The 24,923-nt window shown below is 68.8% G+C and carries 26 protein-coding genes; 20 read left to right on the top strand and 6 right to left on the bottom strand.

Annotated features, from left to right (window positions below):
• Positions 1–216: 216 nt before the first annotated feature.
• The 10 genes from ACFWUU_RS07625 to ACFWUU_RS07580 all read left to right on the top strand — a co-directional run bounded on the left by ACFWUU_RS07625 (position 217) and on the right by ACFWUU_RS07580 (position 11,845).
• Positions 217–1,095, top strand: coding sequence for a deoxyribose-phosphate aldolase (locus tag ACFWUU_RS07625; RefSeq protein WP_380174286.1), 879 nt, complete (start codon positions 217–219; stop codon positions 1,093–1,095).
• Positions 1,092–1,991: a 5-deoxy-glucuronate isomerase gene (iolB, locus tag ACFWUU_RS07620; protein WP_380173582.1), complete on the top strand. Its 900-nt coding sequence runs from the start codon at positions 1,092–1,094 to the stop codon at positions 1,989–1,991. The genes ACFWUU_RS07625 and iolB overlap by 4 nt, the downstream gene beginning before the upstream one ends.
• A complete protein-coding gene (gene iolD / locus ACFWUU_RS07615; RefSeq protein ID WP_380173581.1) occupies positions 1,988–3,901 on the top strand; it encodes a 3D-(3,5/4)-trihydroxycyclohexane-1,2-dione acylhydrolase (decyclizing) in 1,914 nt (637 codons plus the stop codon). The genes iolB and iolD overlap by 4 nt, the downstream gene beginning before the upstream one ends.
• The gene (locus ACFWUU_RS07610; RefSeq protein WP_380173579.1) at positions 3,901–4,794 is read left to right on the top strand and encodes a sugar phosphate isomerase/epimerase family protein; all 894 of its coding nucleotides are present in this window, start codon (positions 3,901–3,903) and stop codon (positions 4,792–4,794) included. Before iolD ends, ACFWUU_RS07610 begins: the two co-directional genes overlap by 1 nt.
• Positions 4,795–4,875: 81 nt before the next feature.
• Positions 4,876–5,871, top strand: coding sequence for a substrate-binding domain-containing protein (locus tag ACFWUU_RS07605; RefSeq protein ID WP_137253113.1), 996 nt, complete (start codon positions 4,876–4,878; stop codon positions 5,869–5,871).
• Positions 5,872–5,880: 9 nt separating this feature from the next.
• Complete coding sequence (locus ACFWUU_RS07600; RefSeq protein ID WP_380173577.1) at positions 5,881–6,927, top strand: ABC transporter permease; 1,047 nt, start codon at positions 5,881–5,883, stop codon at positions 6,925–6,927.
• The gene (locus ACFWUU_RS07595) at positions 6,924–7,781 is read left to right on the top strand and encodes an ATP-binding cassette domain-containing protein (RefSeq protein WP_137253115.1); all 858 of its coding nucleotides are present in this window, start codon (positions 6,924–6,926) and stop codon (positions 7,779–7,781) included. Before ACFWUU_RS07600 ends, ACFWUU_RS07595 begins: the two co-directional genes overlap by 4 nt.
• Entirely contained in the window at positions 7,778–8,785 is a 1,008-nt protein-coding gene (locus ACFWUU_RS07590) for a Gfo/Idh/MocA family protein (RefSeq protein ID WP_380173575.1), read from the top strand. Before ACFWUU_RS07595 ends, ACFWUU_RS07590 begins: the two co-directional genes overlap by 4 nt.
• Before the next feature lie 34 nt (positions 8,786–8,819).
• Positions 8,820–10,322 carry a CoA-acylating methylmalonate-semialdehyde dehydrogenase gene (locus ACFWUU_RS07585; protein WP_380173573.1) on the top strand — a complete coding sequence of 501 codons (1,503 nt, stop codon included), beginning with the start codon at positions 8,820–8,822 and terminating at the stop codon, positions 10,320–10,322.
• A 371-nt stretch (positions 10,323–10,693) separates the two neighbouring features.
• Complete coding sequence (locus ACFWUU_RS07580; RefSeq protein ID WP_380173572.1) at positions 10,694–11,845, top strand: phosphotransferase; 1,152 nt, start codon at positions 10,694–10,696, stop codon at positions 11,843–11,845.
• On the opposite strand, the gene ACFWUU_RS07575 is transcribed toward ACFWUU_RS07580, so the two are convergent.
• Positions 11,822–12,733, bottom strand: a complete 912-nt coding sequence (locus ACFWUU_RS07575; protein WP_380173570.1) for a LysR family transcriptional regulator — start codon at positions 12,731–12,733, stop codon at positions 11,822–11,824. The two genes, ACFWUU_RS07580 and ACFWUU_RS07575, sit on opposite strands and share 24 nt — an antisense overlap.
• A 76-nt stretch (positions 12,734–12,809) precedes the next feature.
• On the opposite strand from ACFWUU_RS07575, the gene ACFWUU_RS07570 reads away from it, so the two are divergent.
• Positions 12,810–13,553, top strand: a complete 744-nt coding sequence (locus ACFWUU_RS07570; protein ID WP_380173568.1) for a hypothetical protein — start codon at positions 12,810–12,812, stop codon at positions 13,551–13,553.
• Here the strand turns inward: ACFWUU_RS07570 and ACFWUU_RS07565 are convergent.
• The 3 genes from ACFWUU_RS07565 to ACFWUU_RS07555 form a co-directional block, all read right to left on the bottom strand.
• A complete protein-coding gene (locus ACFWUU_RS07565) occupies positions 13,508–14,509 on the bottom strand; it encodes a Gfo/Idh/MocA family protein (protein WP_380173566.1) in 1,002 nt (333 codons plus the stop codon). The genes ACFWUU_RS07570 and ACFWUU_RS07565 overlap by 46 nt on opposite strands.
• 173 nt (positions 14,510–14,682) lie before the next feature.
• Positions 14,683–15,819 (bottom strand): phytanoyl-CoA dioxygenase family protein, encoded by a 1,137-nt coding sequence (locus ACFWUU_RS07560; RefSeq protein ID WP_380173564.1) that lies wholly within the window; start codon positions 15,817–15,819, stop codon positions 14,683–14,685.
• A gap of 19 nt (positions 15,820–15,838) precedes the next feature.
• Positions 15,839–17,323, bottom strand: a complete 1,485-nt coding sequence (locus ACFWUU_RS07555; RefSeq protein ID WP_380173562.1) for an FAD-dependent oxidoreductase — start codon at positions 17,321–17,323, stop codon at positions 15,839–15,841.
• 86 nt (positions 17,324–17,409) lie between these two features.
• Between ACFWUU_RS07555 and ACFWUU_RS07550 the strand changes: the two genes are divergently transcribed.
• On the top strand, positions 17,410–18,117 hold the full coding sequence (locus ACFWUU_RS07550; RefSeq protein ID WP_380173560.1) for a helix-turn-helix domain-containing protein: 708 nt from the start codon (positions 17,410–17,412) through the stop codon (positions 18,115–18,117).
• A gap of 53 nt (positions 18,118–18,170) precedes the next feature.
• A complete protein-coding gene (locus ACFWUU_RS07545; RefSeq protein ID WP_137253126.1) occupies positions 18,171–18,914 on the top strand; it encodes a GntR family transcriptional regulator in 744 nt (247 codons plus the stop codon).
• Here ACFWUU_RS07545 and ACFWUU_RS07540 read toward each other — a convergent pair.
• Both ACFWUU_RS07540 and ACFWUU_RS07535 read right to left on the bottom strand, forming a co-directional pair.
• The gene (locus ACFWUU_RS07540) at positions 18,911–19,618 is read right to left on the bottom strand and encodes a hypothetical protein (RefSeq protein WP_380173558.1); all 708 of its coding nucleotides are present in this window, start codon (positions 19,616–19,618) and stop codon (positions 18,911–18,913) included. The two genes, ACFWUU_RS07545 and ACFWUU_RS07540, sit on opposite strands and share 4 nt — an antisense overlap.
• Positions 19,619–19,630: 12 nt before the next feature.
• A complete protein-coding gene (locus ACFWUU_RS07535) occupies positions 19,631–20,131 on the bottom strand; it encodes a SigE family RNA polymerase sigma factor (protein WP_137253128.1) in 501 nt (166 codons plus the stop codon).
• Positions 20,132–20,378: 247 nt separating this feature from the next.
• On the opposite strand from ACFWUU_RS07535, the gene ACFWUU_RS07530 reads away from it, so the two are divergent.
• Genes ACFWUU_RS07530 through ACFWUU_RS07500 form a run of 7 tightly spaced genes read left to right on the top strand, consistent with a single transcriptional unit; the run spans position 20,379 to position 24,923 of the window.
• Positions 20,379–21,656: a CpaF family protein gene (locus ACFWUU_RS07530; RefSeq protein WP_137253129.1), complete on the top strand. Its 1,278-nt coding sequence runs from the start codon at positions 20,379–20,381 to the stop codon at positions 21,654–21,656.
• A complete protein-coding gene (locus ACFWUU_RS07525) occupies positions 21,656–22,516 on the top strand; it encodes a type II secretion system F family protein (RefSeq protein ID WP_137253130.1) in 861 nt (286 codons plus the stop codon). The genes ACFWUU_RS07530 and ACFWUU_RS07525 overlap by 1 nt, the downstream gene beginning before the upstream one ends.
• Positions 22,513–23,451 (top strand): type II secretion system F family protein, encoded by a 939-nt coding sequence (locus ACFWUU_RS07520; RefSeq protein WP_137253131.1) that lies wholly within the window; start codon positions 22,513–22,515, stop codon positions 23,449–23,451. Before ACFWUU_RS07525 ends, ACFWUU_RS07520 begins: the two co-directional genes overlap by 4 nt.
• Positions 23,452–23,465: 14 nt before the next feature.
• Positions 23,466–23,663 carry a hypothetical protein gene (locus ACFWUU_RS07515; RefSeq protein WP_137253132.1) on the top strand — a complete coding sequence of 66 codons (198 nt, stop codon included), beginning with the start codon at positions 23,466–23,468 and terminating at the stop codon, positions 23,661–23,663.
• Entirely contained in the window at positions 23,663–24,049 is a 387-nt protein-coding gene (locus ACFWUU_RS07510; RefSeq protein ID WP_137253133.1) for a TadE family protein, read from the top strand. Before ACFWUU_RS07515 ends, ACFWUU_RS07510 begins: the two co-directional genes overlap by 1 nt.
• A complete protein-coding gene (locus tag ACFWUU_RS07505; RefSeq protein WP_380173556.1) occupies positions 24,046–24,492 on the top strand; it encodes a hypothetical protein in 447 nt (148 codons plus the stop codon). The genes ACFWUU_RS07510 and ACFWUU_RS07505 overlap by 4 nt, the downstream gene beginning before the upstream one ends.
• Complete coding sequence (locus ACFWUU_RS07500) at positions 24,492–24,923, top strand: pilus assembly protein TadG-related protein (protein ID WP_380173554.1); 432 nt, start codon at positions 24,492–24,494, stop codon at positions 24,921–24,923. Before ACFWUU_RS07505 ends, ACFWUU_RS07500 begins: the two co-directional genes overlap by 1 nt.

Below are 24,923 nucleotides of genomic sequence, written 5' to 3'. Positions count from 1 at the left end.
CCGGGCGCTCCGGTCGGCGCCTCTCGGCCTGTAGCTACGGGTGGGCCGGTGGGGGCGGCCCATTCCGGGGTCGGGTCGGATGAGCCGACGGTTGAGCGGCCCATGCAGCAGTCCGCGGAGCAGCTGCCCGGCGTACAGCAAGCCGGCGTGGAGTTCGCGGGGCAGCGGCCTGTGGAGCAGGGTGTTCAGGTGGGGTGGCGGGGGTATGGGGAGCGGTTGGCGGAGTTGACTGAGATTCGGGTGCGGCATCCGGAGCGGTTGGCTGAGGCTTGGCAGCGGCGGCGGACTCGGGGGTTGGTGGGGGAGGATGGGCGGCTGCTGATTGTGGCGGCTGATCATCCGGCGAGGGGAGCGCTGGGCGTTCGAGGGGATCGGATGGCGATGGCCAGCCGGCCCGACCTGATTGCTCGGTTGATGACCGCGCTGGAGCGCCCAGGTGTTGACGGCGTGCTTGCGACCCCGGACATCCTGGAAGACCTCCTGCTGCTAGGCGCACTGGAAGGCAAAGTCGTCATCGGCTCGATGAATCGCGGCGGCCTCCAAGGCGCAGCGTTCGAGGTCGACGACCGCTTCACCGCCTACCGGACCGCGGACGAGATCGCCTCCCGCCGCCTCGACGGCGGCAAGATGCTGACCCGCATCGACCTCGGCGACCCCGGCACCGTCTCCACCCTGGAGTCCAGCGCCGCCGCCGTCACCGGTCTGGCCGAGCACAAACTGATGGCGATGGTCGAACCGTTCTGGTCGACCCGCGCCGAGGACGGCCGGGTCACGAACCTGCTGGACCCGGACTCGGTCATCAAGTCGATCCACATCGCCTCCGCCCTCGGCGCGACGAGCGCGTACACCTGGCTCAAGCTGCCGGTCGTCGACGAACTGGATCGGGTGATGGAGGCAACGACCCTCCCGACCCTCCTGCTCGGCGGCGACCCGACCGTCGCACCGGAAGCGACGTACGCCTCGTGGGGCAAGGCCCTCAGCCTCCCCTCGGTCCGCGGCCTCGTCGTCGGCCGGGCACTCCTCTTCCCACCCGACGGCGACGTCGCCGCAGCCGTCGACCACGCCGCAACGCTCGTCCACGGAGGTGCCGCATGACCGAATGGTTCCGGCCCGCTGGGTCGACCGCGCACGAAGGCTTCGAGCTGATGGTCCGACCGGGCGAGCCCGACTGGCACCACACCGGCCTGTCGATCCGCACCCTGCTCCCCGGCCAGTCCGTCGAGATCGACACCGGCGACTGCGAGTACGTCGTTCTCCCGCTGAGCGGATCCGCCGAGCTCGTCATCGACGGCGACTCGATCCCCCTCGCCGGCCGGGCCGACGTCTTCGCCGGTCCGACCGACCTGGCCTACGTCCCCCGCAACACGACCTTCGCCGTCGTCAGCGCCGGCGGCGCAAGGATCGCGTTCCCGAACGCCAAGGCCGCGAAGGACGTCCCGTTCCAGCGAATCGCCGCCGACGACGTCGAGACCGAGCTCCGCGGCGCGGGCGTCTCCTCCCGCCAGGTCCGGAACTTCGGCGTACCGGGTGTGCTCGACGCCGACTCGATCATCGCGTGCGAGGTGATCACGCCGGCCGGCAACTGGTCGTCGTACCCGCCGCACAAGCATGACGAGCATCGGCCGGGCAAGGAGAGCGAGCTCGAGGAGATCTACTACTTCGAGCTGCAGCTGTCCGACGACGTACCGGAAGGTGTCAAGGGCAACGATCCGATCGGCTACCAGCGGGTCTACGGGACCGACGACCGGCCGATCGACGTACTGGCCGAGGTACGCAGCGGCGACCTGGTGCTCGTCCCGCACGGCTGGCACGGTCCGGCGATGGCGCCGCCCGGCTACGACATGTACTACCTGAACGTGATGGCCGGCCCCGGCACCGAGCGGCAGTGGCTGATCACCGACGACCCGCAACATGCCTGGGTCCGCGAGCTGTGGAACTCCCAGCACATCGATCCGCGCCTGCCTTTCGGACAAGGAGTAGCAGATTCATGACGGTCCGCCTCACGGTCGCCCAGGCCCTCGTACGCTTCCTGAGCGTCCAGTACTCCGAGCGGGACGGCGTCCGGCAGCGGCTGATCGCCGGCTGCCTGGGCATCTTCGGGCACGGCAACGTCGCCGGCGTCGGACAGGCGCTCCTGCAGTCCGAGCTCGAGGACCCGAAGGCGCTGCCGTACATCCTGGCCCGCAACGAGCAGGCCATGGTGCACACCGCGGCCGCCTTCGCGCGCACCACCAACCGCCTGCAGACCTACGCGTGTACGGCGAGCATCGGCCCCGGCTCGACCAACATGATCACCGGCGCCGCACTGGCAACGGTGAACCGCCTGCCGGTCCTGCTGCTGCCGTCGGACACCTTCGTGACCCGCGTCGCCACGCCCGTCCTGCAAGAGCTGGAGAACTTCGGCGCCGGCGACATCAACGTGAACGACGCGTTCCGCCCGGTCTCGCGGTACTTCGACCGCGTCAGCCGCCCCGAGCAACTCCCGTCCGCGCTGATGAACGCGATGCGAGTCCTCACCGACCCGGTCGAGACCGGCGCGGTCACCCTCGCGCTCCCGCAGGACGTGCAGGCAGAGGCGTTCGACTGGCCCGACGAACTGTTCGCCGAGCGCGAGTGGCACGTCGCCCGTCCGTTGCCCGAGACAACCATCCTCGACCGGGCCGCCGAGCTGATCCGCAACTCCCGCCGTCCGCTGATCGTCGCCGGTGGCGGCGTCCCGTACTCCGGGGCGAACGACGTACTGCGGACCTTCGCGGAGGCGACCGGCATCCCGGTCGGGGAATCCCAAGCAGGCAAGGGATCCCTGCCCTACGACCACCCGCAGTCCCTCGGCGCGGTCGGCTCGACCGGCACCACCGCTGCCAATGCGGTCGCCAGGTCCGCCGACCTGGTGATCGGCATCGGCACCCGGTACGCCGACTTCACCACAGCGTCGCGCACGGCCTTCCAGAACCCCGACGTACGGTTCGTGAACATCAACGTAGCCAGGTTCGACGGCGGAAAACACGCCGGTCTGCCGGTCGTAGCCGACGCCCGCGAGGCGCTCGCTGCACTGACGGCCAAGCTGGACGGTTGGTCTGTCGACGACGAGTACCGCGCCGAGACGCACCGCCTGGCGCAGGAGTGGGACACCACCGTCGAGCGGACCTACAACCCACCGGCCGAGGTGACCGAGAAGCTGGCCACGGGTCTGCTCACCCAGGGCGAGGTGCTCGGTTGTGTGAACGAGCTGTCCGACCCCCGCGACGTCGTCGTCTGCGCAGCCGGCTCGATGCCGGGCGATCTGCACAAGCTCTGGCGGACCCGCGACGGCAAGGGCTACCACGTCGAGTACGGCTACTCCTGCATGGGCTACGAGATCGCCGGTGGCATCGGCGTACGACTCGGTGCACCCGATCGGGACGTGTTCGTGCTGGTCGGCGACGGTTCGTACCTGATGATGTCCAGCGAACTGGCCACCGCGGTCCAGGAGAACCTCAAGATCATCGTCGTCCTCGTGCAGAACCACGGGTTCGCCTCGATCGGTGCGCTCTCGGAATCGCTCGGCTCGCAACGATTCGGTACGGCGTACCGCAAGCGCACCGGCGACGGGCGACTCGACGGCGACTACCTCCCCGTCGACCTGGCCGCGAACGTGCGCAGCTTCGGCGTCGAGGTGATCGACGTCCACAGCCGGGCCGAGCTGGAGAAGGCGATCCAGACCGCGAAGGCCGCCACCGGCCCGATCGCGATCCACGTCACCACCGATCCGCTGATCGGCGCCCCGGACAGCGAGTCCTGGTGGGACGTCCCGGTCAGCGAGGTGTCGGCCCTCGAGTCGACTGCGGCGGCGCGGGCGGCGTACGAGGAGAGCAAAAAGGCCCAGCACTCGTACCTCGCTCCGGTCGAGGGAGACAGCTGATGGGCAAGATCAGCATCGGTACGGCGCCGGACTCGTGGGGAGTCTGGTTCGCCGACGATCCGAAGCAGACCCCGTGGACGCGGTTCCTCGACGAGGTCGTCGCGGCCGGCTACACGCGGATTGAGCTCGGGCCGTACGGCTACCTACCGACCGATCCCGCCCGGCTGAAGGACGAGCTGGACAGCCGCGGCCTGACGATCACCGCTGGTACGACGTTCGAGCAGCTGCACCGCCCGGGTGGCTGGGAGTCGACCTGGCGGGACGTCGTCAAGACAGCCGAGTTGACCGCCGCGATGGGCGCGAAGCACCTGGTCGTGATGCCGTCGATGTGGCGCGGTGACAACGGCGAGATCGTCGAGGAGCGCCTGGACGACGAGGGTCAGGCCAGGCACGGGCGGGCGGTGACCGAGCTGGGTCGTCGGCTGGCGGAGGAGTTCGGCCTGCAGACGCAGTACCACCCGCACGCGGACGGCCACATCGACACGCAGGACACGGTCGAGCGCCTCCTCGAGGAGACCGACGCGACGTACGTGAACCTGTGCCTGGACACGGGTCACATCAGCTACTGCGGCGGCGACAACCTGGAGCTGATCCGCAAGTACCCGGACCGGATCGGCTACCTCCACCTCAAGCAGGTGGATCCGAAGGTCCTGGCCGAGGTCGACGCCGAGGGCCTGAGCGTCGACGAGGCCGTACGGCGGGGCGTGATGTGCGAGCCGCCGAACGGCGTACCCGAGCTGCCGCCGGTGCTGGACGCGCTGGCCGCGCTCGACCGCGACCTGTTCGCGATCGTCGAGCAGGACATGTATCCGTGCCCGCCCGACGTGCCGCTGCCGATCGCCGAGCGGACGTTGGCATATCTCACTGCACTCGGGGGTGCCGTATCGAGCTGACGACCGGCGGAGTGTGACACTCTCTGGTCCCACGCAAGTCCGCGGACTCGCCGCGGTACATCTGAAAGGCTGGTCGAAGTCATGGTTCGGTGGCAGAAGAAGGCGGTGGCCGCGGGTGCCGCGGTTGCGCTGGCCGCGGCACTGGCGGCGTGTAGTTCGTCCGGGGGCAAGCAGTCGGAGCAGAGCTCCGGCGGCAGCGGCGGGAACGTCGCCGACACCCCGCGCATGAAGGTTGCCCTGATCACCCATTCGGGGGCCGGCGACACCTTCTGGGACATCGTCCGGCGCGGCGCCGAGGCGGCCGCGAAGAAGGACAACATCGAGCTGCAGTACTCCGCAGACCCGGACGGCGCCGCGCAGGCCAACCTCGTGCAGACCGCGATCGACTCCAAGGTCGACGGTATCGCCGTGACCCTGAACAAGCCCGACGCGGTGATCCCGAACGTCAAGAAGGCGATCGCGGCCGGCATCCCGGTGACGGTCCTCAACGGCGGCCTCGACCAGTGGAAGACCACCGGGGCGATCGGGTACTTCGGTCAGGACGAGCGGATCGCCGGCCAGGCCACGGGGGAGAAGCTCAAGCAGCTCGGCGCCAAGAAGGTCCTCTGCGTCATCCACGAGCAGGGTAACGTCAGCCTCGAGGCCCGCTGCCAGGGCATCAAGGACAAGCTGCCGACCACCGAGAACGTCAACGTCAACGGCACCGACCAGCCGGGTACGTCAGCGACGCTGACCTCGAAGCTGCAGCAGGACAAGACCGCGGACTACGTCGTCGCGCTGAACGCCGGGATCGCGCTGACCGCCGTCAAGGCAGCCAAGGACGCCGGGTCGTCGGCCAAGATCGGCAGCTTCGACATGAGCAAGGAGATGGCCAAGGCGGTCGCGGACGGCACGGTGCAGTTCGCCGTCGACCAGCAGCCGTACCTGCAGGGCTACCTGGCGGTCGACGCGATCTGGCTCTACCGGACCAACGGCAACACCATCGGCGGCGGCGAGGCGACGCTGACCGGGCCGGCCTTCATCGACAAGTCCAACATCGCGGCGGTGCAGAAATTCGCCGAAGCCGGGACGCGCTGAGGTATCGCCATGGCATCGACCATCATCTCACCGGCTCCGGCCGACGACCGCGTCTCTGCGCGGTCCCTCGGAGCGCGACTGCTCAGCCGGCCGGAGATCGGCTCGTTGGTCGGCGCGGCCGTGATCCTGGTGTTCTTCCTGATCGCCGCGCCGCCGTTCCGCGAGATCAACAACACCGGCACGATCCTGTACCAGGCCGCGCTGATCGGCGTGATGGCGGTGCCGGTCTCACTGCTGATGATCGGCGGCGAGTTCGACCTGTCGGCGGGGGTCGCGGTGACGACCTCGGGTCTGACGGCGGGTCTGTTCGCGTACCAGTTCAGCGTGAACGTCTGGCTCGGCGTGATCGTCGCGCTGGCGCTCTCGCTGGCGATCGGTGCGTTCAACGGCTGGCTGCTGATGCGGACGGGACTGCCCAGCTTCCTGGTGACGCTGGGCACGTTCTTCATCCTGCAGGGGCTCAACATCGCCGTCACCCGGCTCGCTTCCGGCGCCGTCGCGTCGAACTCGATCAGCGACATGGACGGGTTCAGCGGGGCGAAGGCGATCTTCGCGTCGGAGTTCAAGCTCGGCGGCGTGACGATCAAGATCATCGTCGTCTGGTGGATCGTGTTCGTCGCGATCGCGGCCTGGGTGCTGCTGAAGACCCAGATCGGCAACTGGATCTTCGCGGTCGGCGGCGACGCGGCGGCCGCGCGGGCGGTCGGCGTACCGGTCCGGAAGGTGAAGATCGGGCTGTTCATGACGGTCGGGTTCTTCGCCTGGTTCACCGGTATGCAGTTGCTGTTCGTGCAGAACGGCGTCGTGCAGTCCGGTGAGGGTGTCGGGAAGGAGTTCCTGTACATCATCGCGGCGGTCGTCGGCGGGTGCCTGCTCACCGGCGGTTACGGATCGGTGGTCGGCGGCGCGGTCGGTGCGCTGATCTTCGGGATGGTCCAGCTCGGTGTCGTGTACGCCGGCTGGAACCCGGACTGGTTCAAGGCGTTCCTCGGCGTCATGTTGCTGCTGGCAACCATTGTCAACCTGGTCGTCAAGAACCGGGCGGAGGCACGATGACCACCACGGAGTCGTTCGCGGACGAGGTCGCCAGTCCCAACAGCCCGATCGTGCTGCTCGAGGACGTCGGCAAGAGCTACGGGAACATCAACGCGCTCCGCGGGGTGTCGTTGTCGGTCCGGCAGGGCGAGATCACCTGTGTGCTCGGCGACAACGGCGCGGGGAAGTCGACGCTGATCAAGATCATCGCCGGACTGCACGACTACACGTCGGGCCGGATGTCGGTGAACGGCGAGGAGCGGCACTTCGGCTCGCCGCGCGAGTCCCTGGACAGCGGTATCGCGACCGTCTACCAGGATCTCGCACTGGCTCCGCTGATGTCGGTCTGGCGGAACTTCTTCCTCGGCAACGAGATCACCAAGGGGCCGTTCCGGCAGCTGGACACGGCGAAGATGAAGCGGATCGCGCAGGAGGAGCTGACGAAGATGGGGATCTCGATCCCCGATCTCGAGCAGCCGGTCGGGAAGCTGTCCGGCGGTCAGCGGCAGTGCGTCGCGATCGCGCGGGCGATCCATTTCGGCGCGAAGGTGCTGATCCTCGACGAGCCGACCGCCGCGCTCGGCGTGAACCAGTCCGGGGTGGTGCTGAAGTACGTCGTGAAGGCGCGCGACGCCGGGATCGGCGTCATCTTCATCACCCACAACCCGCATCACGCCTACCTGGTCGGGAACCACTTCGTCGTACTGAAGCTGGGGCGGGTGGCGCTGGACACGCACCGGTCGGAGATCACGCTGGAGCAGCTGACCACCGAGATGGCGGGCGGCTCCGAGCTCGAGGCCCTGAGCCACGAACTGCGCAGCGTCAACCCCGAGTTGGTCGTGGAGAATGAAACGCAGCGGCAGGAGGACACATGAGCGATCTGCGGGTCGGGATCGTCGGCGTGGGGGTGATGGGCGCCGACCACGCCGAGCGAGTGGTGCGGAAGACCGCGGGCGCGCGCCTGGTCGCGGTGTCGGATCCGGACTGGGCGCGGGCCGAGAGCCTCGCGTCGAGGCTCGATGCTCGCGTCGTAGCCGACCCGCTCGAGCTGATCGCGAGCGACGAGGTCGACGCGGTGATCCTCGCCTCACCGGGGTTCGCGCACGCCGAGCAGCTGTTCGCCTGTCTGGAGCACGGCAAGCCGGTCCTGTGCGAGAAGCCGCTGACGATGGATGCGGCCTCGGCCTTGCAGGTCGTCGAGCGGGAGCACAAGCTCGGGCGGCAGCTGATCCAGGTCGGGTTCATGCGGCGCTTCGACCCGGAGTACGCCGCGATGAAGCAACTGCTCGACTCAGGTGAGCTCGGGCGTACGTTGCTGCTGCACAACGTGCACCGGAACCAGTCGGTGCCCGCGACGTTCCGGAGCGAGATGATCGTGCGGGACTCGATGGTGCACGAGGTCGATGTCGCGCGCTGGTTGTTCGGCTCGGAGATCACCCGGATCACCGTGCGCACGCCGCAGCCGACCAGCCTGGCGGCGGACGGCGTACTCGATCCGCAGCTGGCCCTGTTCGAGCTGGCGAACGGCGCGATGGCCGACGTGGAGGTGTTCGTGAACTTCCAGGTCGGGTACGAGGTCCGGTGTGAGGCTGTGGCCGAGCGCGGGAGCGCGACGATCGGGCTCGGGTCCGGCGTGTTCACCCGGGCCGGCGGGCAATGGGGCGGCGCGATGCCGGCCGACTTCCGGGTGCGGTTCGAGCAGGCGTACGACCTCGAGGTGCAACGCTGGGTCGATGCCACCGTGCGCGGCGAGATCGACGGGCCGAGCGCCTGGGACGGGTACGCCGCGGCCGCGGTCTGCGAGGCAGGCATCGAGTCGCTCAGCTCTGGTAGACCGGTCGACGTCACCCTGGCCGACCGCAGCAAGGTCCTCGGATGAAACACCTTCAGGAATTCGGCAGTGAGGAAGCATCGTGAGTACTGAGATCAAGCGCATCACCCACCTCGTCGGCGGCAGCCCGTGGACCGGCGTGGCCGAGCGGACCAGCAAGGTCTACAACCCGGCGACCGGCCAGGTCACCGGTGAGCTGGACCTGGCGTCGGCGGCGACCGTCGACGAGGTCGTCAAGGTGGCTCACGAGACCTCGAAGGCGTGGGCGGAGACCTCGCTCACCCGCCGCGCCCAGGTCCTGTTCGCGTACCGCGAGCTGGTGAACCGGGACAAGGAGCGGATCGCGCAGATCATCACCGCCGAGCACGGCAAGGTGCTGTCCGACGCGCTCGGTGAGGTGACCCGCGGCCTCGAGGTGATCGAGTTCGCCTGCGGCATCCCGCATCTGCTCAAGGGCGGGTTCAGTGAGGGTGTGTCGACCAAGGTCGACGTGTACTCGATCCGCCAGCCGCTCGGTGTCTGCGCGGTGATCTCGCCGTTCAACTTCCCGGCCATGGTGCCGATGTGGTTCGTCCCGATCGCCGTTGCCTGTGGCAATAGTGTGGTGATCAAGCCGTCCGAGAAGGACCCGTCGGCGGCGAACGCGATGGCCGAGCTGTGGAAGGAGGCCGGTCTGCCGGACGGCGTGGTGAACGTCGTACACGGCGACAAGGAGGCCGTCGACCGGCTGCTCGAGCACCCCGACATCAAGTCGGTCTCGTTCGTCGGCTCGACCCCGATCGCTCGCTATGTCTACGAGACCGGCACCGCTCACGGCAAGCGGGTCCAGGCCCTCGGCGGCGCCAAGAACCACATGATCGTGCTGCCCGACGCGGACCTCGACCTGGCCGCCGACGCCGCGGTCAACGCCGGCTTCGGGTCGGCCGGTGAGCGCTGTATGGCGATCTCCGCGCTGGTCGCGGTCGAGCCGATCGCGGACGAGCTGATCGGCAAGATCAAGGAGCGGATGGGCAAGCTGAAGACCGGCGACGGCACGCGCGGCTGCGACATGGGCCCGCTCGTCACCGGTCCGCACCGCGACAAGGTCTCCGGGTACGTCGCTGCCGGTGTCGAGGAAGGCGCCGAGCTCGTCGTCGACGGCCGCGAGGGTGACTTCGACGGCGCGGCCGACGGGTTCTGGCTCGGCCCGACGCTGTTCGACAAGGTCACGCCGGAGATGTCGATCTACACCGACGAGATCTTCGGCCCGGTCCTGTCGGTCCTCCGGACGGCGTCGTACGACTCGGCGCTCGCGCTGGTGAACTCGAACCCGTACGGCAACGGGACGGCGATCTTCACCAACGACGGCGGCGCGGCGCGACGGTTCCAGAACGAGGTCGAGGTCGGGATGGTCGGTATCAACGTGCCGATCCCGGTCCCGATGGCGTACTACTCGTTCGGCGGCTGGAAGAACTCGCTGTTCGGCGACACCCACGCGCACGGCACCGAGGGCGTGCACTTCTTCACCCGCGGCAAGGTCGTCACCTCGCGCTGGCTGGACCCGTCGCACGGCGGGATCAACCTGGGCTTCCCGACGCACGACTGAAAGCCGGCTTTTGGGTGTAGCGTCGAAGACGACCCCCGGGGCACGAGGAGTACCGCGGTGCAGGCAGGGCCGTCGGCCCGTCCGAGATCCGCGATCCTCGAGCCCCGGAGTGCATCATGGCGAAGAACAAAGGCGGACGTGAAGTCCGCAAACCCAAGCAACCCAAACAGCCGAAACCCAACCCGAACGACAGCGCGATCATCCCGCCCACCAAGCAGGGGCGGAAATAGCGGCCGTTGACCGGCGAGGTGAGGTTGGGTAACTTCTTGAGGGCGTCGTGAGGACGCGTCGAGACTCGCCGGAAGGCTGGAAGCCACCTCACGTTCCTCTCTCTGCCTGCCCGTGCGAGTCCGGGCCGGAGAGGACGCGTCATGAAGTTGCTGCCGGATCGGCCGACGATCGAGTTCCTGCGCAAGGAAGCCAAGGATCTGCTGGCTGTACTGCGTGAGACCTCGCCGACTGCCTCGCTCGCGGACGCCCAGCGTGCGCTGGCGGGCCAGTACGGACTGCGGGACTGGCCTGCACTGAAAGCTGAAGTCGAACGCCGGATCGCGGCGACACCCGCCGTACCCGATGGGTTGGCCGAGGCGCTGGCCGCATCGTTCGGCCTCGGCACGATGCTCCGCCCGCCCCGCCCTGTCGCGTTCACCGCGATGGGGCGGTGCTGGGAGCTGACCACCGACCGCGGGCGGTGGCTGGCGGTGACGGTCTTCGACTGGATCACGAACGAGCAGGCCGAGCTCGGCGCCAAGCTTCGGGACGCCGCTGTGGCGGTCGGAGTGGCGGCGCCGGTCGCCGTACGGAGTCCGCGAGGGCTTCTGATCGAGCCGGTGCAGGGCGAGAACTGGCGGGTTCACGAGTGGCTCGAGGTAGGCCCGTCGCCGGCGCTGCCCGTGTCCGCGGCGGTGGCGCGGCGGGCGGGAGCGGCGTACGGGAAGTTGCATGCGCTCGCGATCCCGACCGAAGAGCCGATGAATCCGTACGTCGTTTGGCGGCGGCCGGAGTCGGAGTGGGACAAGCTGCTCGAGCGGGCTCGGGTCGCGGGCAAGCCGTGGGCGGACCGGCTCGAGGCGATCCTGCCGGTGTGGCTCGATCTGCAGACGATCGAGACCGCGGTCGATCCCGGTGAGCTCATTCTCTGCAACAGCAACCTGATCCCGACGCATGTCCGGCTGGGGCGTGACGACGAGCTGATCGTGATGGAGTGGGACTTCGCCGGCTCGATGACGCCCGCGCTCGAGCTGGGGTCGGCGCTGACGCAGTGGGTGATGCGGCCGACGCTCAACACCAAAGCGGTGGCGGCGTTCCGCGAGGGGTACGGCGCTTGGCCGGCGCTGGAGCTGTCGTCGTTCGGTGTGGCGATCACGGCGTGGCTCAACTGGGCGTACAACGCGATCTGCGAGGCGATCGATCCGCAGGACTCTGACCATGCGGAGTTCGCGGAGCGTGAGGCTGTCGGGGTGCTGGCTCGGCCGATGTCGCGGGCTGGGCTCGAGGAGCTACTTGGCGAGTGCGGCGGCTAGGGCTGTCGCTGCCGGCTCGGACAGGTGGCCGTGGAGGAGTTCCGTTCGGTGGACCAGGCGCGGGCTGGTGAGCGGGACGGCTCCCTGAGCCGGCGCTGATCGCGGGAGGACGGCGAGGCCGTGGCCGTTGGCGATCAGGGTCAGGAGGGTGTGGAGGTCGGTGCCGGCGTACGTGATGGCGGGCCGGAAGCCGTCGGAGCCGGTGGTCGCGCGGAGGACGGCGAGCGGTGCGGCGAGGTCGGGCGCGTCGATCCAGCGAGCGTCGGCGAGGTCGCGCAGGGCGATACCTCGCCGGCCCCCCAGTGGGTGATCGTTGGGCAGGGCAACGACCAGATCGTCGTGCGCGACCGCCGTCGTACGCAGATGCATGGAGTCCGAGAGCCGAAGCGGATCACTCGGCGCAGCCACACCATCAACCAACCCAAGCGCAAAGTCTCCGCTGGCCACACCCTCCACAACCCCCTCCCGCCCACAAACCGTCAACCGCACCTCAGTCCCAGGATGCAACCGCCGCACCTGCCGCAATGCAGCAGACAACAACCCACCAGGCGGCCCGGGAGCGGCCGCGCCGCTCGACCTGCCGCCGCCGGACGCCAGTGGTGTGGCGGCCACGGTGAGCGGGGTGGGGGTCGTGCTGACGGCGCGGCGTACGTCGGCTCGGGCGGCGTTGAGGCGGAGGAGGATGGGGGAGGCGTGTTCGAGCAGGCGTTCGCCGGCGGGGGTCGGGGTCACGGGGCGGCGGCGGAGTAGCGGCGTACCCAGGTCGTTCTCCAGGGTGGAGATGTGCTGGGAGACGGCTGACTGGGTGTAGCCGAGTCGTTCTGCGGCGGCGGAGAACGAGCCGCACTCGGCCACCGTCACGAACGTCCGCAGCAGATGAGGATCCACGCGGATCAGTATTGCTTATGCACAATGCAGAGATCATCGTTGGCGCTGATACCAGATCGGCCGTGAGGATGGACCCATGAACGCCTACTCCGGCCGCATCGCCCTCGTCGCCGACCGCTCGCCGCATGTCCGCTCCCACGTCCGCATACCGATCCTCCTCGACCGTCTCCGCGACCGCGACAACCTCGACTTCGACGCCTACTGGATCCCGACCGACCAGGTCGACGAGGCCCTCGAAGGCTTCGACGGGATCTGGCTGCTCCCCGGCAGCCCGTACCGCAGCGAGGCGGGCGCGATCACCGCGATCCGGATCGCCCGCGACAACGGCATCCCGTTCCTCGGCACCTGCGCCGGGTTCCAGCACGCGATGCTCGAGTTCGCCCGCAACGTCTGCGGCGCCACCAACGTCCAGCACGGCGAGAGCACCCCGGACGCGGACGACCTGCTGATCGTCCCGATGGCGTGCTCACTCGACGGCCACGAGGGCGCGATCCAGGTAACCCCGGGCACCCGAGCGGCCGCACTCCTGGGCGCAGAGCGATCCATGGAGCGCTACTACTGCTCGTACGGCCTCGACACCACCAGGCTCGGCCTGCTCCGCGACCACGGTCTCATCTTCAGCGGGTACGACGACGACGGCGATCCGCGCATCGCCGAACTACCCGACCACCCGTTCTATCTCGCCACGCTGTTCCAGCCGGAGCTGGCCGGCGACGGCACGCGACCGCACCCGTTCATCCAGGCGTTCGCGCACGCAATCGCCGACCGCAGTGCTCAGACGGCCGACGCCGGCCTCGGAGTCATCCCGGCAGCCACGTAGCAGGCGTCGATCAGCTCCATCGTCGCCAGCGCATCGTCGACGTCGGTCAGCACCGGAGCGCCGTTGCGGACGGCTCCGGTGAAGGCCTCCAGCTGATAGGTGTACGACGTACGCGTGCCGCGGTGCTCGACCCAGGTGTCCTCCTTGGTCGTCACCACCACCCGGTCGTCCCGCTGCGGCAGCACGTAGAACGGCGCGAACGCCTCACCTCGACTACCCACGACCTTGAGGCTGAACTCGACCTCCTCCGCCGCCATGCTCGTCCGCACCGCGCCGGTCGCGCCGTTCGGGAACTCCAGGTCCGCGTTCAGCCACTCGTCCACGCCAGGCAGCCGCTTCCGCTCGCCGGCCCGGGCGCTCACCAGTCGAGGCGCCCCACCGGCGTACGGCGTGAACATCCGCTGCGCGTGCAGCGCGTAACAACCGACGTCCATCACCGCGCCGCCGGCCAGCGGCAGCGACCAGCGCGGGTCGTCCTCCGGCGGCGGAGGCATCACCATGGTCGCCTCGACGTGCTGCAGCTCGCCGAGCTCGCCCTTCGCGACCAGCTCCAGCAGCCGCCGCATCACCGGGTGGTACGCGTAGTGGAACGCCTCCATGAACACCAGTCCGGAGGAATGGACGGCGTCCCGCACCTGCATCGCCTCGGCGGCGTTGCTCGCCGACGGCTTCTCGGTCAGCACATGTTTGCCCGCGGCAAGCGCCTTGAGGTTCCACGGACCGTGCAACCCGTTGGCCAGCGGGTTGTAGATCGCCTCGACCTCAGGATCGTCGAGCAGCGCCTGGTACGACGCGTGCACCCGCTCGACCCCGTGCTCGGCGGCGAAGGCCTCGGCGCGGTCGGCGTCGCGCGCAGCGACCGCGACCAGCCGGGCGCCGGTCAGCTTGGCCGGCTCGACAATGGCCCGGCCCGAGATCCGGGCGGCACCGAGAATCCCGATCCGCAACGGTTCCATGCCTTCTCCTTCGAGGGTCGGCCGCACGGGCGGCGTACGGCGATCAGTCCACGAGGCGCGTGTTCCGCCGGTAAGGGTAGCTCCCGGAGCGGACAGCGAACGCGCCATCCTGCCTGACGATCGCTCCGGCCCGACAGCGGCTGCCCGTGATCCGGACGTGGTTCACCCAACGTTCACGCGTTTCTGTCGTGACTCTGACGCCGGCCGGCGTGCTCGACAAGTGCCTGGTGCAACTGGTGGGGGTGCCAACGCTCCGTGACCGCGGACCGCAGTACGTCGGCCTGGGACTGCGGCGCGAGACCGCCGATCGGCTGGTCGCGATCGAGATTGGTCGGGAACGCGTAGCCCTCTGCTGTTGCCGCGATCACGTGTTCGGCCGCCACCGGATCGGTCAGCCCGAGGAGCGCGGGATAGACCGCTTCGATCATCCGGGCCCGGTCGATGCTCTCCATCGCGCGCCCGAAGGCCGAGGAGATCTGCAGGAGGTTCGCCATCCGCTTGATATCGGCCGAACGGTTGCTCCCGGCAGCGTGGAACAGCGCCGGGTTGAAGAACACCGCGTCGCCCTTCTCCAGCGGCAGCTGCACGTGGTTCTGGACGAAGTGCGCCTGGAACTCGGGCCGCTGGTATGCCAGGTAGCCCAGCCCGTACTTCTGCGAATGCGGCAGATACAACGTCGGCCCCGACTCCACCGGCATGTCACAGTGCGCGACCGCGCCCTGCAATGTCAGCACGGACGACAGCCGATGCACGTGCTCCGGGTACTGCGCCGCGACCTCGTCGGACTGGAATCCCAGGTGGTAGTCGCGGTGCACCGTCTGCCCCTCGCCGCCCGGGTTCACCACGTTCACCTGCGAGGTGACCTGGTACGCCGGACCGAGCCAGGCGGTCGCGACCAGCGCGAGCAGATCGTTCGCGTAGTACGCCGTGAACACCTCGGGCGCACCGACCGCGAGCTTCTCGAGCGCGTTCCAGACCCGGTCGTTCGCACCCGGCTTCGCGAAGTGATCTCCCGCCGCGACCCCGGACCGATGCTGATCGTCGATCAGCCGGTTGAACTCGACAGTCGTGGCATCGACCACATCGTTGCTGAAGGCCCCTTTCAGGACGACGATCCCGGGTCCGTCGGCGAACGCCCGGACGAACTCGGTCTGCACTGCCCGCGCATCGGCCGCCCGGACCCGCGCGGCGTCGTACACCGGGACCTGCTGCTCGATGGTTGCGGCGTGTGGGTACTCGGCCGGGTCGGTCTGGTCCTTCAGCACGGCCAGCAGGTCGTCGAGTCGGGCGTCGGCGGGGTTCAGCCACATGAGGATGGCTCCTCTCGGTCTACGTCCAGCTAAGCACCTGCCCACGTTCGAGCAAGCGAGCCTGGAGTTTGCTGACATCCACCTGCTGTACGTCGGTCTGTGCGCGGAGCGATTGCACTGCGGCGACTGCGGCGGACTCGGCGAGTACGCAGAAGACAGGTTCCATCCGCGTGGCGGCGTACCCGATGTGGGAGGCGGACAGGCAGACCGGGACCAGGAGGTTGCCGGTCTGCTCCGGAGTGATGGCCCGGTAGGGGACCGGGTACGGCCGGCCGGTGCCGAGGTGGCCGCCGATGAACATGTCGCCCTCGGTGGCCACGCCCAGCTGACCGGATGCGTTGCGGCTAGCGATGCGTCGTACCGGATAGACGTCTACGCCGAACAGTGCGAGGCCGATGGTGTCCGGTGGCTCGGTCTGGTTGATGACGTCGGCGTGAGTGATCGTGTACTGACCTTCGAGCCGTCGGCACACGCGGATGTACAGCTGGGGCGGCCAGCCCTCTGTCTCCGGGAAGACGCTGCCGTCCAGTCCGTACGCCGCTGTCTCCGCACGGAATGCTGCGGGAACGGACGGGTCGGTGGACAGGAAGTGGTGGAGTCCACGGAGGTAGTCGAGGTGCTGGCGCCAGATCTGCGAGCGGACGTCCCAGCTGCCATCCTGGTACTCGCGGCTCAGACCGAGCGGGGCGTTGGTGATCAGCGAACCACGCTGGTAGTTGTACTCGCCCGAGTTGATCCAGCCGGGGAAGATGCCGGACAGGTCCTCGGCGTACTCCAGGTACCGTCGGACCAGCTCGTAGTCGGCCGGTTCGTAGTTGTCGGGCGGTGTGAGCTCGACGCGCTTGGCACGGTCTGTGGTGACATAGAAGCGGTAGTTGTAGGCCTGCGTGTAGTCATCGGCTGCACCGACAGCCAGGCCGTGGTCTTCTTCGACCAGCGGGAGCAGTCCGCTCGTAGTGTCGCCAGGAACGACATATGGGTCGATCGGGGTCCAGTTGGTCACCGGACGGACGCCTGCCATCTCTTCGCCATAGGTGTCCTGGGACTCCCGTCCGGTCCGGTAGGGGACTCCTGCCAGGGCCATCAGGTCGCCCTCGTACGACGCGTCGATGAAGAATTCCGCGTGGATCTCGCGGTCCGGGCTCGAGTCGGCGGCCGGTACACCCCACTGGTCGGGCGGCGACGTTTCGAGCTGGATCGAGGTGATCCGGTTGCCCGAGCGCGTCACCGATCGCACGCGGCGTTCGAAGACCACCTCGATACCGGCCGCCGCGATCCATTGGTGGAACGCGCGCATCACCTCGTGCGGGTGATTGCCGAAGCCGAACACCACGTCGCGCGTCAGCCCACCGGCGGCGGCCGGGACCGGGCAGTCCTGCGCGGGCTTGATCCCCGCACCCAGCATGCCGCCGAGCCAGCGACTCGGCTCGATCAGCACCACCGACGCGCCTTCCTGATGCGCCGTCATCGCCGCGACACAGCCCGCGGCGGTTCCTCCGTACACGCAGACATCCACCATGTCATGCACCCTGCAACAGTCATCGCGCGCGCAAAATAGCGGTTCTGAGCACGCCCATGTACTTTCTTGCCATGCTCGAGTTGGACGGTTACCTGCTCGCGCCGCCCCGCGCGCAGTTCAACCTGGCGTTCGACACGTACGACACCTGGTGCCTGCTCCTCCCGACCGCCGGCGCGTTCGACTACGAGGTCGGCAACACGCACGGGACCGCGAAGTTCGGCGACCTCGTCGTCTGCCCGCCCGGCGGCACCCTCCACCGCCGCATGCGCACCCGGACGTCGTTCTTCCACGCCCGCTTCACCACAGAGCTGGATCCCCCACCCGGCGGCACCCGAGTCCGCGACCTCGACCGCCTCCGCGGCAACCTCGCCCTCCTCGAGAGGGCCGATACCGCGATCGCCCGGCACGTAGTCACCGATCTCGTCCTGATGCTGCACCGGGCCCAAGCCTCACAGGACGAGCTGGTTCACAGCGCGATGACCTACCTCAACGAGTACTACGCCTCGCCGGACGTGTCCTTGAACGAGCTGGCGGCCGAGCTCGGGCTCAGCCCGTCACAGCTCTCCCGGCGGTTCCGCGCAGTCCGCGGCATCACACCGGTCGCCTATCTGCGGGACCTCCGCCTGCAGAAGGCGCGTGAACTGCTCACCGAGACCAATGACACGCTGCAGGTCGTCGCTGAGCAGGCTGGTTATCGCAGCGCCTTCTACCTCAGTCGGGTGTTCAGTTCGCACACCGGACAGTCACCATCGGCCTACCGGCGTACCAGCCGGGTGTGATCAAATCCGGGTGGTGGGTCGACGGAATCGGGTCCAGCATTCAGGATGTGCCCATGAGTACCGTCCAGGTCCAGGTCGATCGGAACAGCCGTACGCCGTTGCACGTTCAACTGGCGCAGCAGCTCGAAGCGGCCATCCAGGGCGGTGAACTGCCGGTCGGCTCCCGGCTGAGCAACGAGGTGGACCTGGCCGAGGCCTACGGGCTCAGCCGCCCCACCGTGCGCCAGGCGATCGCCCGCCTGGTCGACCAGGGCCTCCTGGTCCGCAAACGCGGCGTCGGCACGCAGGTGGTCGGCAACTCCGGCCAGGTACGCCGGTCGCTCGAACTGACCAGCTTGTACGACGACCTCGCCGCCGCGCGTCGCAAGCCCGAAACCGAGATCCTGCGCTTCGGCATCTCGCCTGCGACCGCAGAAGTCGCCACCGCACTCCAGTGCGAGCTGGGCGACCGAGTGCTCAGGCTGGAGCGACTGCGCCGTGCAGACGGCGAGCCGCTGGCCCTGATGCGCAACTGGCTGCCGCCGGAGCTCCTGGAGACCGACCCGACCACACTGGCCGAGCGAGGCCTCTACCAACTGCTGCGCGCCGAGGGCGTCCGCCTCAAGGTCGCACACCAGACCATCTCGGCCATCCCGGCAACACCCGAGCAGGCGCGGCTACTGTCGGAGGAGCCGGGCTCACCGCTCCTCGCGACCACCCGCATCACGTACGACGACCACGGCCAGCCGGTCGAGTACGGCTCCCACCTGTACCGCGCGAGCCGGTACTCCTTCGAGCACACGCTGGTGCACCGCTAAGAGACGCGCGGCGGGTACACCCAGAGCTTGCTGCGAGCGATCTGCGTCAGCTGCGCGATCGAGAGGATCGGAGCGGGCCGGCTGTGCTCGACGCCCTCGTCCTTCGGCGCGTTGTAGTTGCTGATGCTGATCTGCCTGCCGTCCCGGTAGAAGAGCTCCACGGTGGTCACCGTGATGCCGCCGGGGTTCTGCTGGTCGGCGTACAGCGGCCGGTTGGCGTAGGCGACGTACACCGTGCCGTCTGACTGCACGGTGCACGTGCCGGGAGGGGAGCCGTTGCAATTGGTGTTCGCCTGCGCCGTCATCAGGTCGACCGTGAGCAGTGCGGCGCCGCGGCCGTCGTCGAGTACTACGGACAGGGTGCCGTCGTCAGACGTGGTGGTGTGACCGCGGTGCAGGCTCTGAGGCAGTACTGCGGCCAGAGTCTCCGCAGGCGTCAACGGCGCCGAGCGGTGCGAGCTCGTCGTACCGGCCGGCTCCACAGTGGGCGCTGCGTCGTGCTGGAGCAGCTGAGTGCTGCCGACGACGATGGCGATGGTCGCGAGTACAGCGGCTGCGCCGGAGAGGCCGGCCAGGGCGGTCCGGCGGCGGCGTAGGACCTTGCCGCGACGGATGCCCCGGGCAACCAGCTCGGGAGTGGCCGGCTGGAGGTCCTCGGTGGCCCGCCGCATCAGATCGGGGAGGCTGTCGTGAAGGTTGGTCATGGTGCTCCCAGCTCAATGTGCGGTCAGGTGGACGGCTTCGTCGCCGAGCACCGCTCGTAGGCGGCCCAGCGCGCGCGACGTACGCGTCCTGATCGCACCGGTGTTCTTACCGAGGTCCTGCGCTACCTGCTCGGTACTGCGGTCCTCGAAGTACCGCAGGACCAGCACGGCACGGTCCAGCGGGGACAGCTCTGCCATCGCCTGCAGCAGGGACAGGCGCAGCGCGTGGTCGCCCGGAGGGTCCGCACGGTCGGGTGTCCGCTCGACCGGTCGCTCCGTCGAGCTCTTGCGCCGCCGCTGGGAGATGTACGTCCGCGCCAGCACGGTCTGCGCGTACGCCGCCGGGTTGTCCGCCTGCTCCACCCGCCGCCAGGCCCGGTAGAGCTTGGCCAGCGTCTCCTGGACCAGGTCCTCCGCCAGGTGATGCTCGCCGGCGAGCAGCCAGGCAGACCGGTACAGCTGCGGTGTCCGCGCCCGCGCGAACTCCTCGAAGTCCTGTGTAGACCGTGTCAAAACACCCTCCCGAGGTCGTCTACACCCGGTTCGACGCCACGAGTCGGCGTTCTGTTACCGCCGGATTGCAACAAGCTGCAATTTCCTGGACCGGTGGTGAGGCGATGGATACGGTGAGTGAGCCTTCCGCGTGTCACGGTTATCCACAGGGCCGCTTACGCGAGTGGCGCCGGCCGCTCAGGAGTTGAAAGGATGGTCGCGCATGGTGACCGCGTGGTCGCCAGACGGGACACTCACGGGGAGATCGATGACAGCGGACAGACTCGACGCGCACCGATCCGGCTGGGACGGTGCCATCGAGTTGATCGACGCCCAGGTGCGGGACGTCGTGCGCCGCGAAGGCATCGATCCGCTCCGCGATCCCGGCGCGGTGAATGCGATCGTCGCCCTCGTCGTGAAGGAGTACGACGAGCGCAGCCTGACCGGAGTCGTCCCGCCGATCGGCGACGTCGAGGCGGTCAGCCGCGAGGTCCACGACCGGGTCGCGGGCTTCGGGCCGCTGCAGCGTTACCTCGACGACCCCACGGTCGAGGAGATCTGGATCAACGAGCCGAGCCGGGTCTTCATTGCCCGCGAGGGGCGGCACGAGCTGACCACGACCGTGTTGACCGAGGAAGAGGTCAGTGACCTGGTCGAGCGGATGCTGAAGACCACCGGCCGCCGGATCGACGTGTCCCAGCCGTTCACCGACGCCCGGCTGCCGGACGGGAGCCGGGTGCACATCGTCCTCGGCGGCATCACCCAGCGGTATGCGGCGATCAACATCCGCAAGTTCACCGTCCGGGCGACCCGGCTGACCGACCTGGTCCAGCTGGGTTCGCTGACGCCGCACGCAGCCGCGGTGCTCGAGGCATCCGTTGCCGTCGGCCTCAATGTGCTGGTCTCCGGCGGCACGCAGGCCGGCAAGACCACGATGCTGAACGCACTGGCTGGTTCGATCCCGGGCAGCGAGCGGGTGATCAGCTGCGAGGAGGTCTTCGAGATCAAGCTGCCGATCCCCGACTGGGTCTCGATGCAGACCCGTCAGGCCGGTCTCGAGGGGACCGGCGAGGTGCGGCTGCGCGACCTGGTCAAGGAGTCGCTGCGGATGCGGCCGTCCCGCTTGATCGTCGGCGAGGTGCGCGGCGAGGAGTGCCTCGACCTGCTCCTCGCGCTGAACAGCGGCCTGCCCGGCATGTGCACGATCCACGCGAACTCCGCCCGCGAGGCGCTGACCAAGATGTGCACGCTCCCGCTGCTCGCCGGGGAGAACATCGGCTCCCGGTTCGTGCTGCCGACCGTGGCCGGGTGCGTCGACATCGTCGTACATCTCGGGATTGCGGCGGACGGGCATCGGCGGGTGCGGGAGATCGTCGCCGTGACCGGGCGGGTCGAGGAGCAGGCGATCGAGACCGAGTCGCTGTTCGTGACGTACGACGGGTATCTGCGCCGGGCCGAGGGGCATCTGCCGCATGCCGAGCGGTTCCAGCAGGCCGGGTACAACGTGGCCGGACTGCTCACCGAGCTGCCGCGGGGCGTGGGCTGATGGGTCTCCTGATCGGGCTGTTCTTCGGGGTCGGGCTGCTGCTGATCATCGCTGCGTTCGTCTCGCCGTCCGAGGCGGTGGTCGGCTCGGAAGGGCCGCTGCGTCGCAAGAGTCGCGAATTGCTTGCGAGTGCAGGGATCGAGGGCCTGACGCCCGGGGCCTTCATGGGTGCGTGTGTGATCACCGGGCTGGCCGGGTTCGTGCTGATGTTCCTGGTGTCCAGGGCATTGCCGGTGGGTGCGGTGTTCGGGTTGATGGCGGGTTGGTTGCCGATCGCATTGGTGCGGTCCAGGGCCCGTCGGCGGCTGGCCGAGTTCCGTGAGTTGTGGCCTGACGTGGTGGACAACGTCGCGTCCGCGGTTCGCGCCGGGTTGTCGTTGTCCGAGGCACTGGCTCAGGTGGGTGAGCGCGGACCGTTGCCGCTGCGCGAGCCGTTCCGGCGGTTCGGTGCGGACTACGCGTCGACGGGCCGGTTCGCCGAATCGCTCGACCGGTTGAAGGCGCGGCTGGCCGATCCGGTCGGTGACCGCGTGGTCGAGGCGCTGCGGATCGCGCGCGAGGTCGGCGGTGGCGATCTCGGCCGGCTGCTGCGATCGCTGTCGACGTTCCTGCGCGACGACGCGCGGACCAGGTCCGAGCTCGAGTCACGGCAGTCCTGGTCGGTCAACGGCGCTCGGGTCGCGGTCGCCGCGCCGTGGCTGGTGCTGGCGATGCTGTCGTTCCAGGGCGATGTGATCCAGCGGTACAACTCACCGGTCGGTGCGCTGATCATTGCCGCGGGCGCGGTCGTCTGCGTGCTCGCGTACCGGTTGATGCTGCGGATCGGCCGCCTGCCCGAGCCGGAGCGGGTGCTGCGATGAGCCCGATGCTGGTCGGCGGTTTCCTCGGCGCATTGCTCGGCGCCGGATTGCTGGTCGTCGTACTGCGGCTGCCGTTCCTTCGCAAACCGACGGTCGACGAGCGGATCTCGCCGTACCTACGCGATCTCGGGGCGCCGGATGTCTTTGTCGGCGTGGTCGATTCGCGATCGCCGTTCTACGCGATCCTGCGGCTGTTCGGTCCGTCGCTGCGATCGGCGGCCGCACGGCTCGAGCGGATCCTCGGCGGGGCGAACACGATCCGGCGGCGACTGCAGCGCGCCGGGATCCAGCGGACGGTGGAAGAGTTCCGGATCGAGCAGTTGCTGTGGGGAGCGCTGGCCTTCGGCGCCGGCCTGGTGATCTCGATCATCGCGGCGGCGTTCAACACCGGAGACCCGGTTGCGCTGATGGTGTTCTGCCTGGTTCTCGGTGTCCTCGGAGTGCTTGGCCGCGACACCTATCTGACCTCACAGGTGCGACGTCGCGAGCGGCGACTGCTTGCCGAGTTGCCGACGGTGGCCGAGCTGCTGGCGTTGTCGGTCGCAGCAGGCGAGGGGCCGGCGGCGGCACTCGACCGGGTGACGCGATCATGCCGGGGCGACCTGGCCGACGAGCTGGAACGGGTCCTGGCCGAGACCAGGGCGGGGGAGTCACTGGTCCGCGCGCTCGACGCGCTCGCGGACCGCACCGGATTGCTGGCGCTGTCGCGCTTCGCGGACGGGCTGGCGGTGGCGCTCGAGCGCGGCACGCCGCTGGCCGACGTACTGCGGGCGCAGGCCGCCGACATCCGGGAAGCGGGGCGCCGCGAGCTGATCGAGTCGGGCGCGCGCCGCGAAGTAGCCATGATGGTGCCGGTGATCTTCCTGGTCCTCCCGGTGACCATCGCCTTCGCCTTCTACCCGGGCGCTGTCGGAATCCGGCTGATCGCCGGATGAATCGAGGAGAGGTCATGTCCCTACACCTGACGAGACTGTTCGTGGCGTTGCTGCTGAAGCCACGCCCGGCGCGGAGCGAGCGCGGCGACGTCCCCGGCTGGGTGCTGATCACCGTGATGACGGCCGGCCTGGTCGTCGTGATCTGGCGAGTGGCCGGCGACCAGCTCGCCACCATGCTCAAGGACGCGCTGTCCTCGGTCTCCAACAAGTAATGCCCAGAGCCCGTGGTGAGCGGGGCGCGGCGGTTGTCGACTTCGTCCTGGTCTCGACGCTCGTGGTGCCGTTGTTCCTCGGGATCCTGCAGGTCGGCCTGTTCCTGTACGTACGCAACACGGTGACCGCCGCCGCCTCCGAGGGCGCGCACTACGCGGCCGTGCTCAACCGGGAGCCGGCCGACGGCGAGGCACGCACCCGCGAGCTGATCAGCGGCGTGGTCCGGGACCAGTTGATCGACTCGGTGTCGGCGGAGGCGACCGATATCGACGGGCAGCCCGGTGTCGAGGTCACCGTCCAGGCACACATGCCGCCGCTCGGCCTGTGGGGACCAGGCATCTCGTTCAGCGTCCAGGGGCACGCGGTCAAGGAGACGGGCGAGTGAGGCGCCGGCGGGACGAGCGCGGGAGTGCGATCGTCGAGTTCTCCTGGCTGGCGATCCTGCTGATGGTTCCGTTGGTCTACTTCATGCTCGGCGTGTTCGACGTCCAGCGGGCGTCGTACGGCGCGACCGCGGCGACCCGCGCGGCCGGGCGGGCGTTCGTCATCGTGCCGGACGGGATGTCCGAGGACGAAGCGCGCACCCGGGCGTTCGAGGCGGCGAAGCTGGCCATGAAGGACCAGGGGATGGAGCTCAGCCCTGACGAGCTGACGATCAGCTGTAACCCGGCCTGTCTGCAGCCGGGGTCGACGGTGACCGTCACGATCGACACCGAAGTACGCCTGCCGCTGATCCCCGACGCGCTCGGCGGCGAACCGCCGGCGATCCGCATCAGCGCCGCGCACACCGAGGCGTTCGGCGACTACCGCGAAGCCAAGGGCAACTGATGAGGCGGCGGAAGCACGGTGAGGACGGGCAGATGACCGTCCTGATCATCGGGTTCACCGTGGTCATCCTGTTGATGGTCGTGGTGGTCACCGACATCTCGAAGGCGTTCCTGGTCCGCCGCGACCTCGACGCAACCGCCGACGGCGCAGTTCTCGCCGCGGCCAACGGCCTGGCCGCGGTCTACGCCCAGCCCGGCGCCGGCGGCAACGCGGCGATCGACGCCGACCAGGCCGCCCGACTGACCGCCGACTACCTCGATGAAGTTGCTGCCAGCAACAGATTCGACAGCCTCGACTGGTCCGTGGACGTCGAAGGTACGACGGTCACCGTCCACCTGACCTCCACCGCGAACCTCCCGTTCCATCCCCCGGGCTTCCCCACCTCAACAGATCTGTCATCCGAAGCCGCGGCCATCGTCCCCATCCGCTGA

Source organism: Kribbella sp. NPDC058693 (assembly GCF_042715335.1).
In the GTDB taxonomy this organism is placed as follows: domain Bacteria; phylum Actinomycetota; class Actinomycetes; order Propionibacteriales; family Kribbellaceae; genus Kribbella; species Kribbella jiaozuonensis.
The sequence above is the reverse complement of the archived record's forward strand: the minus strand, read 5'-3'. Positions and strand labels throughout refer to the sequence as shown.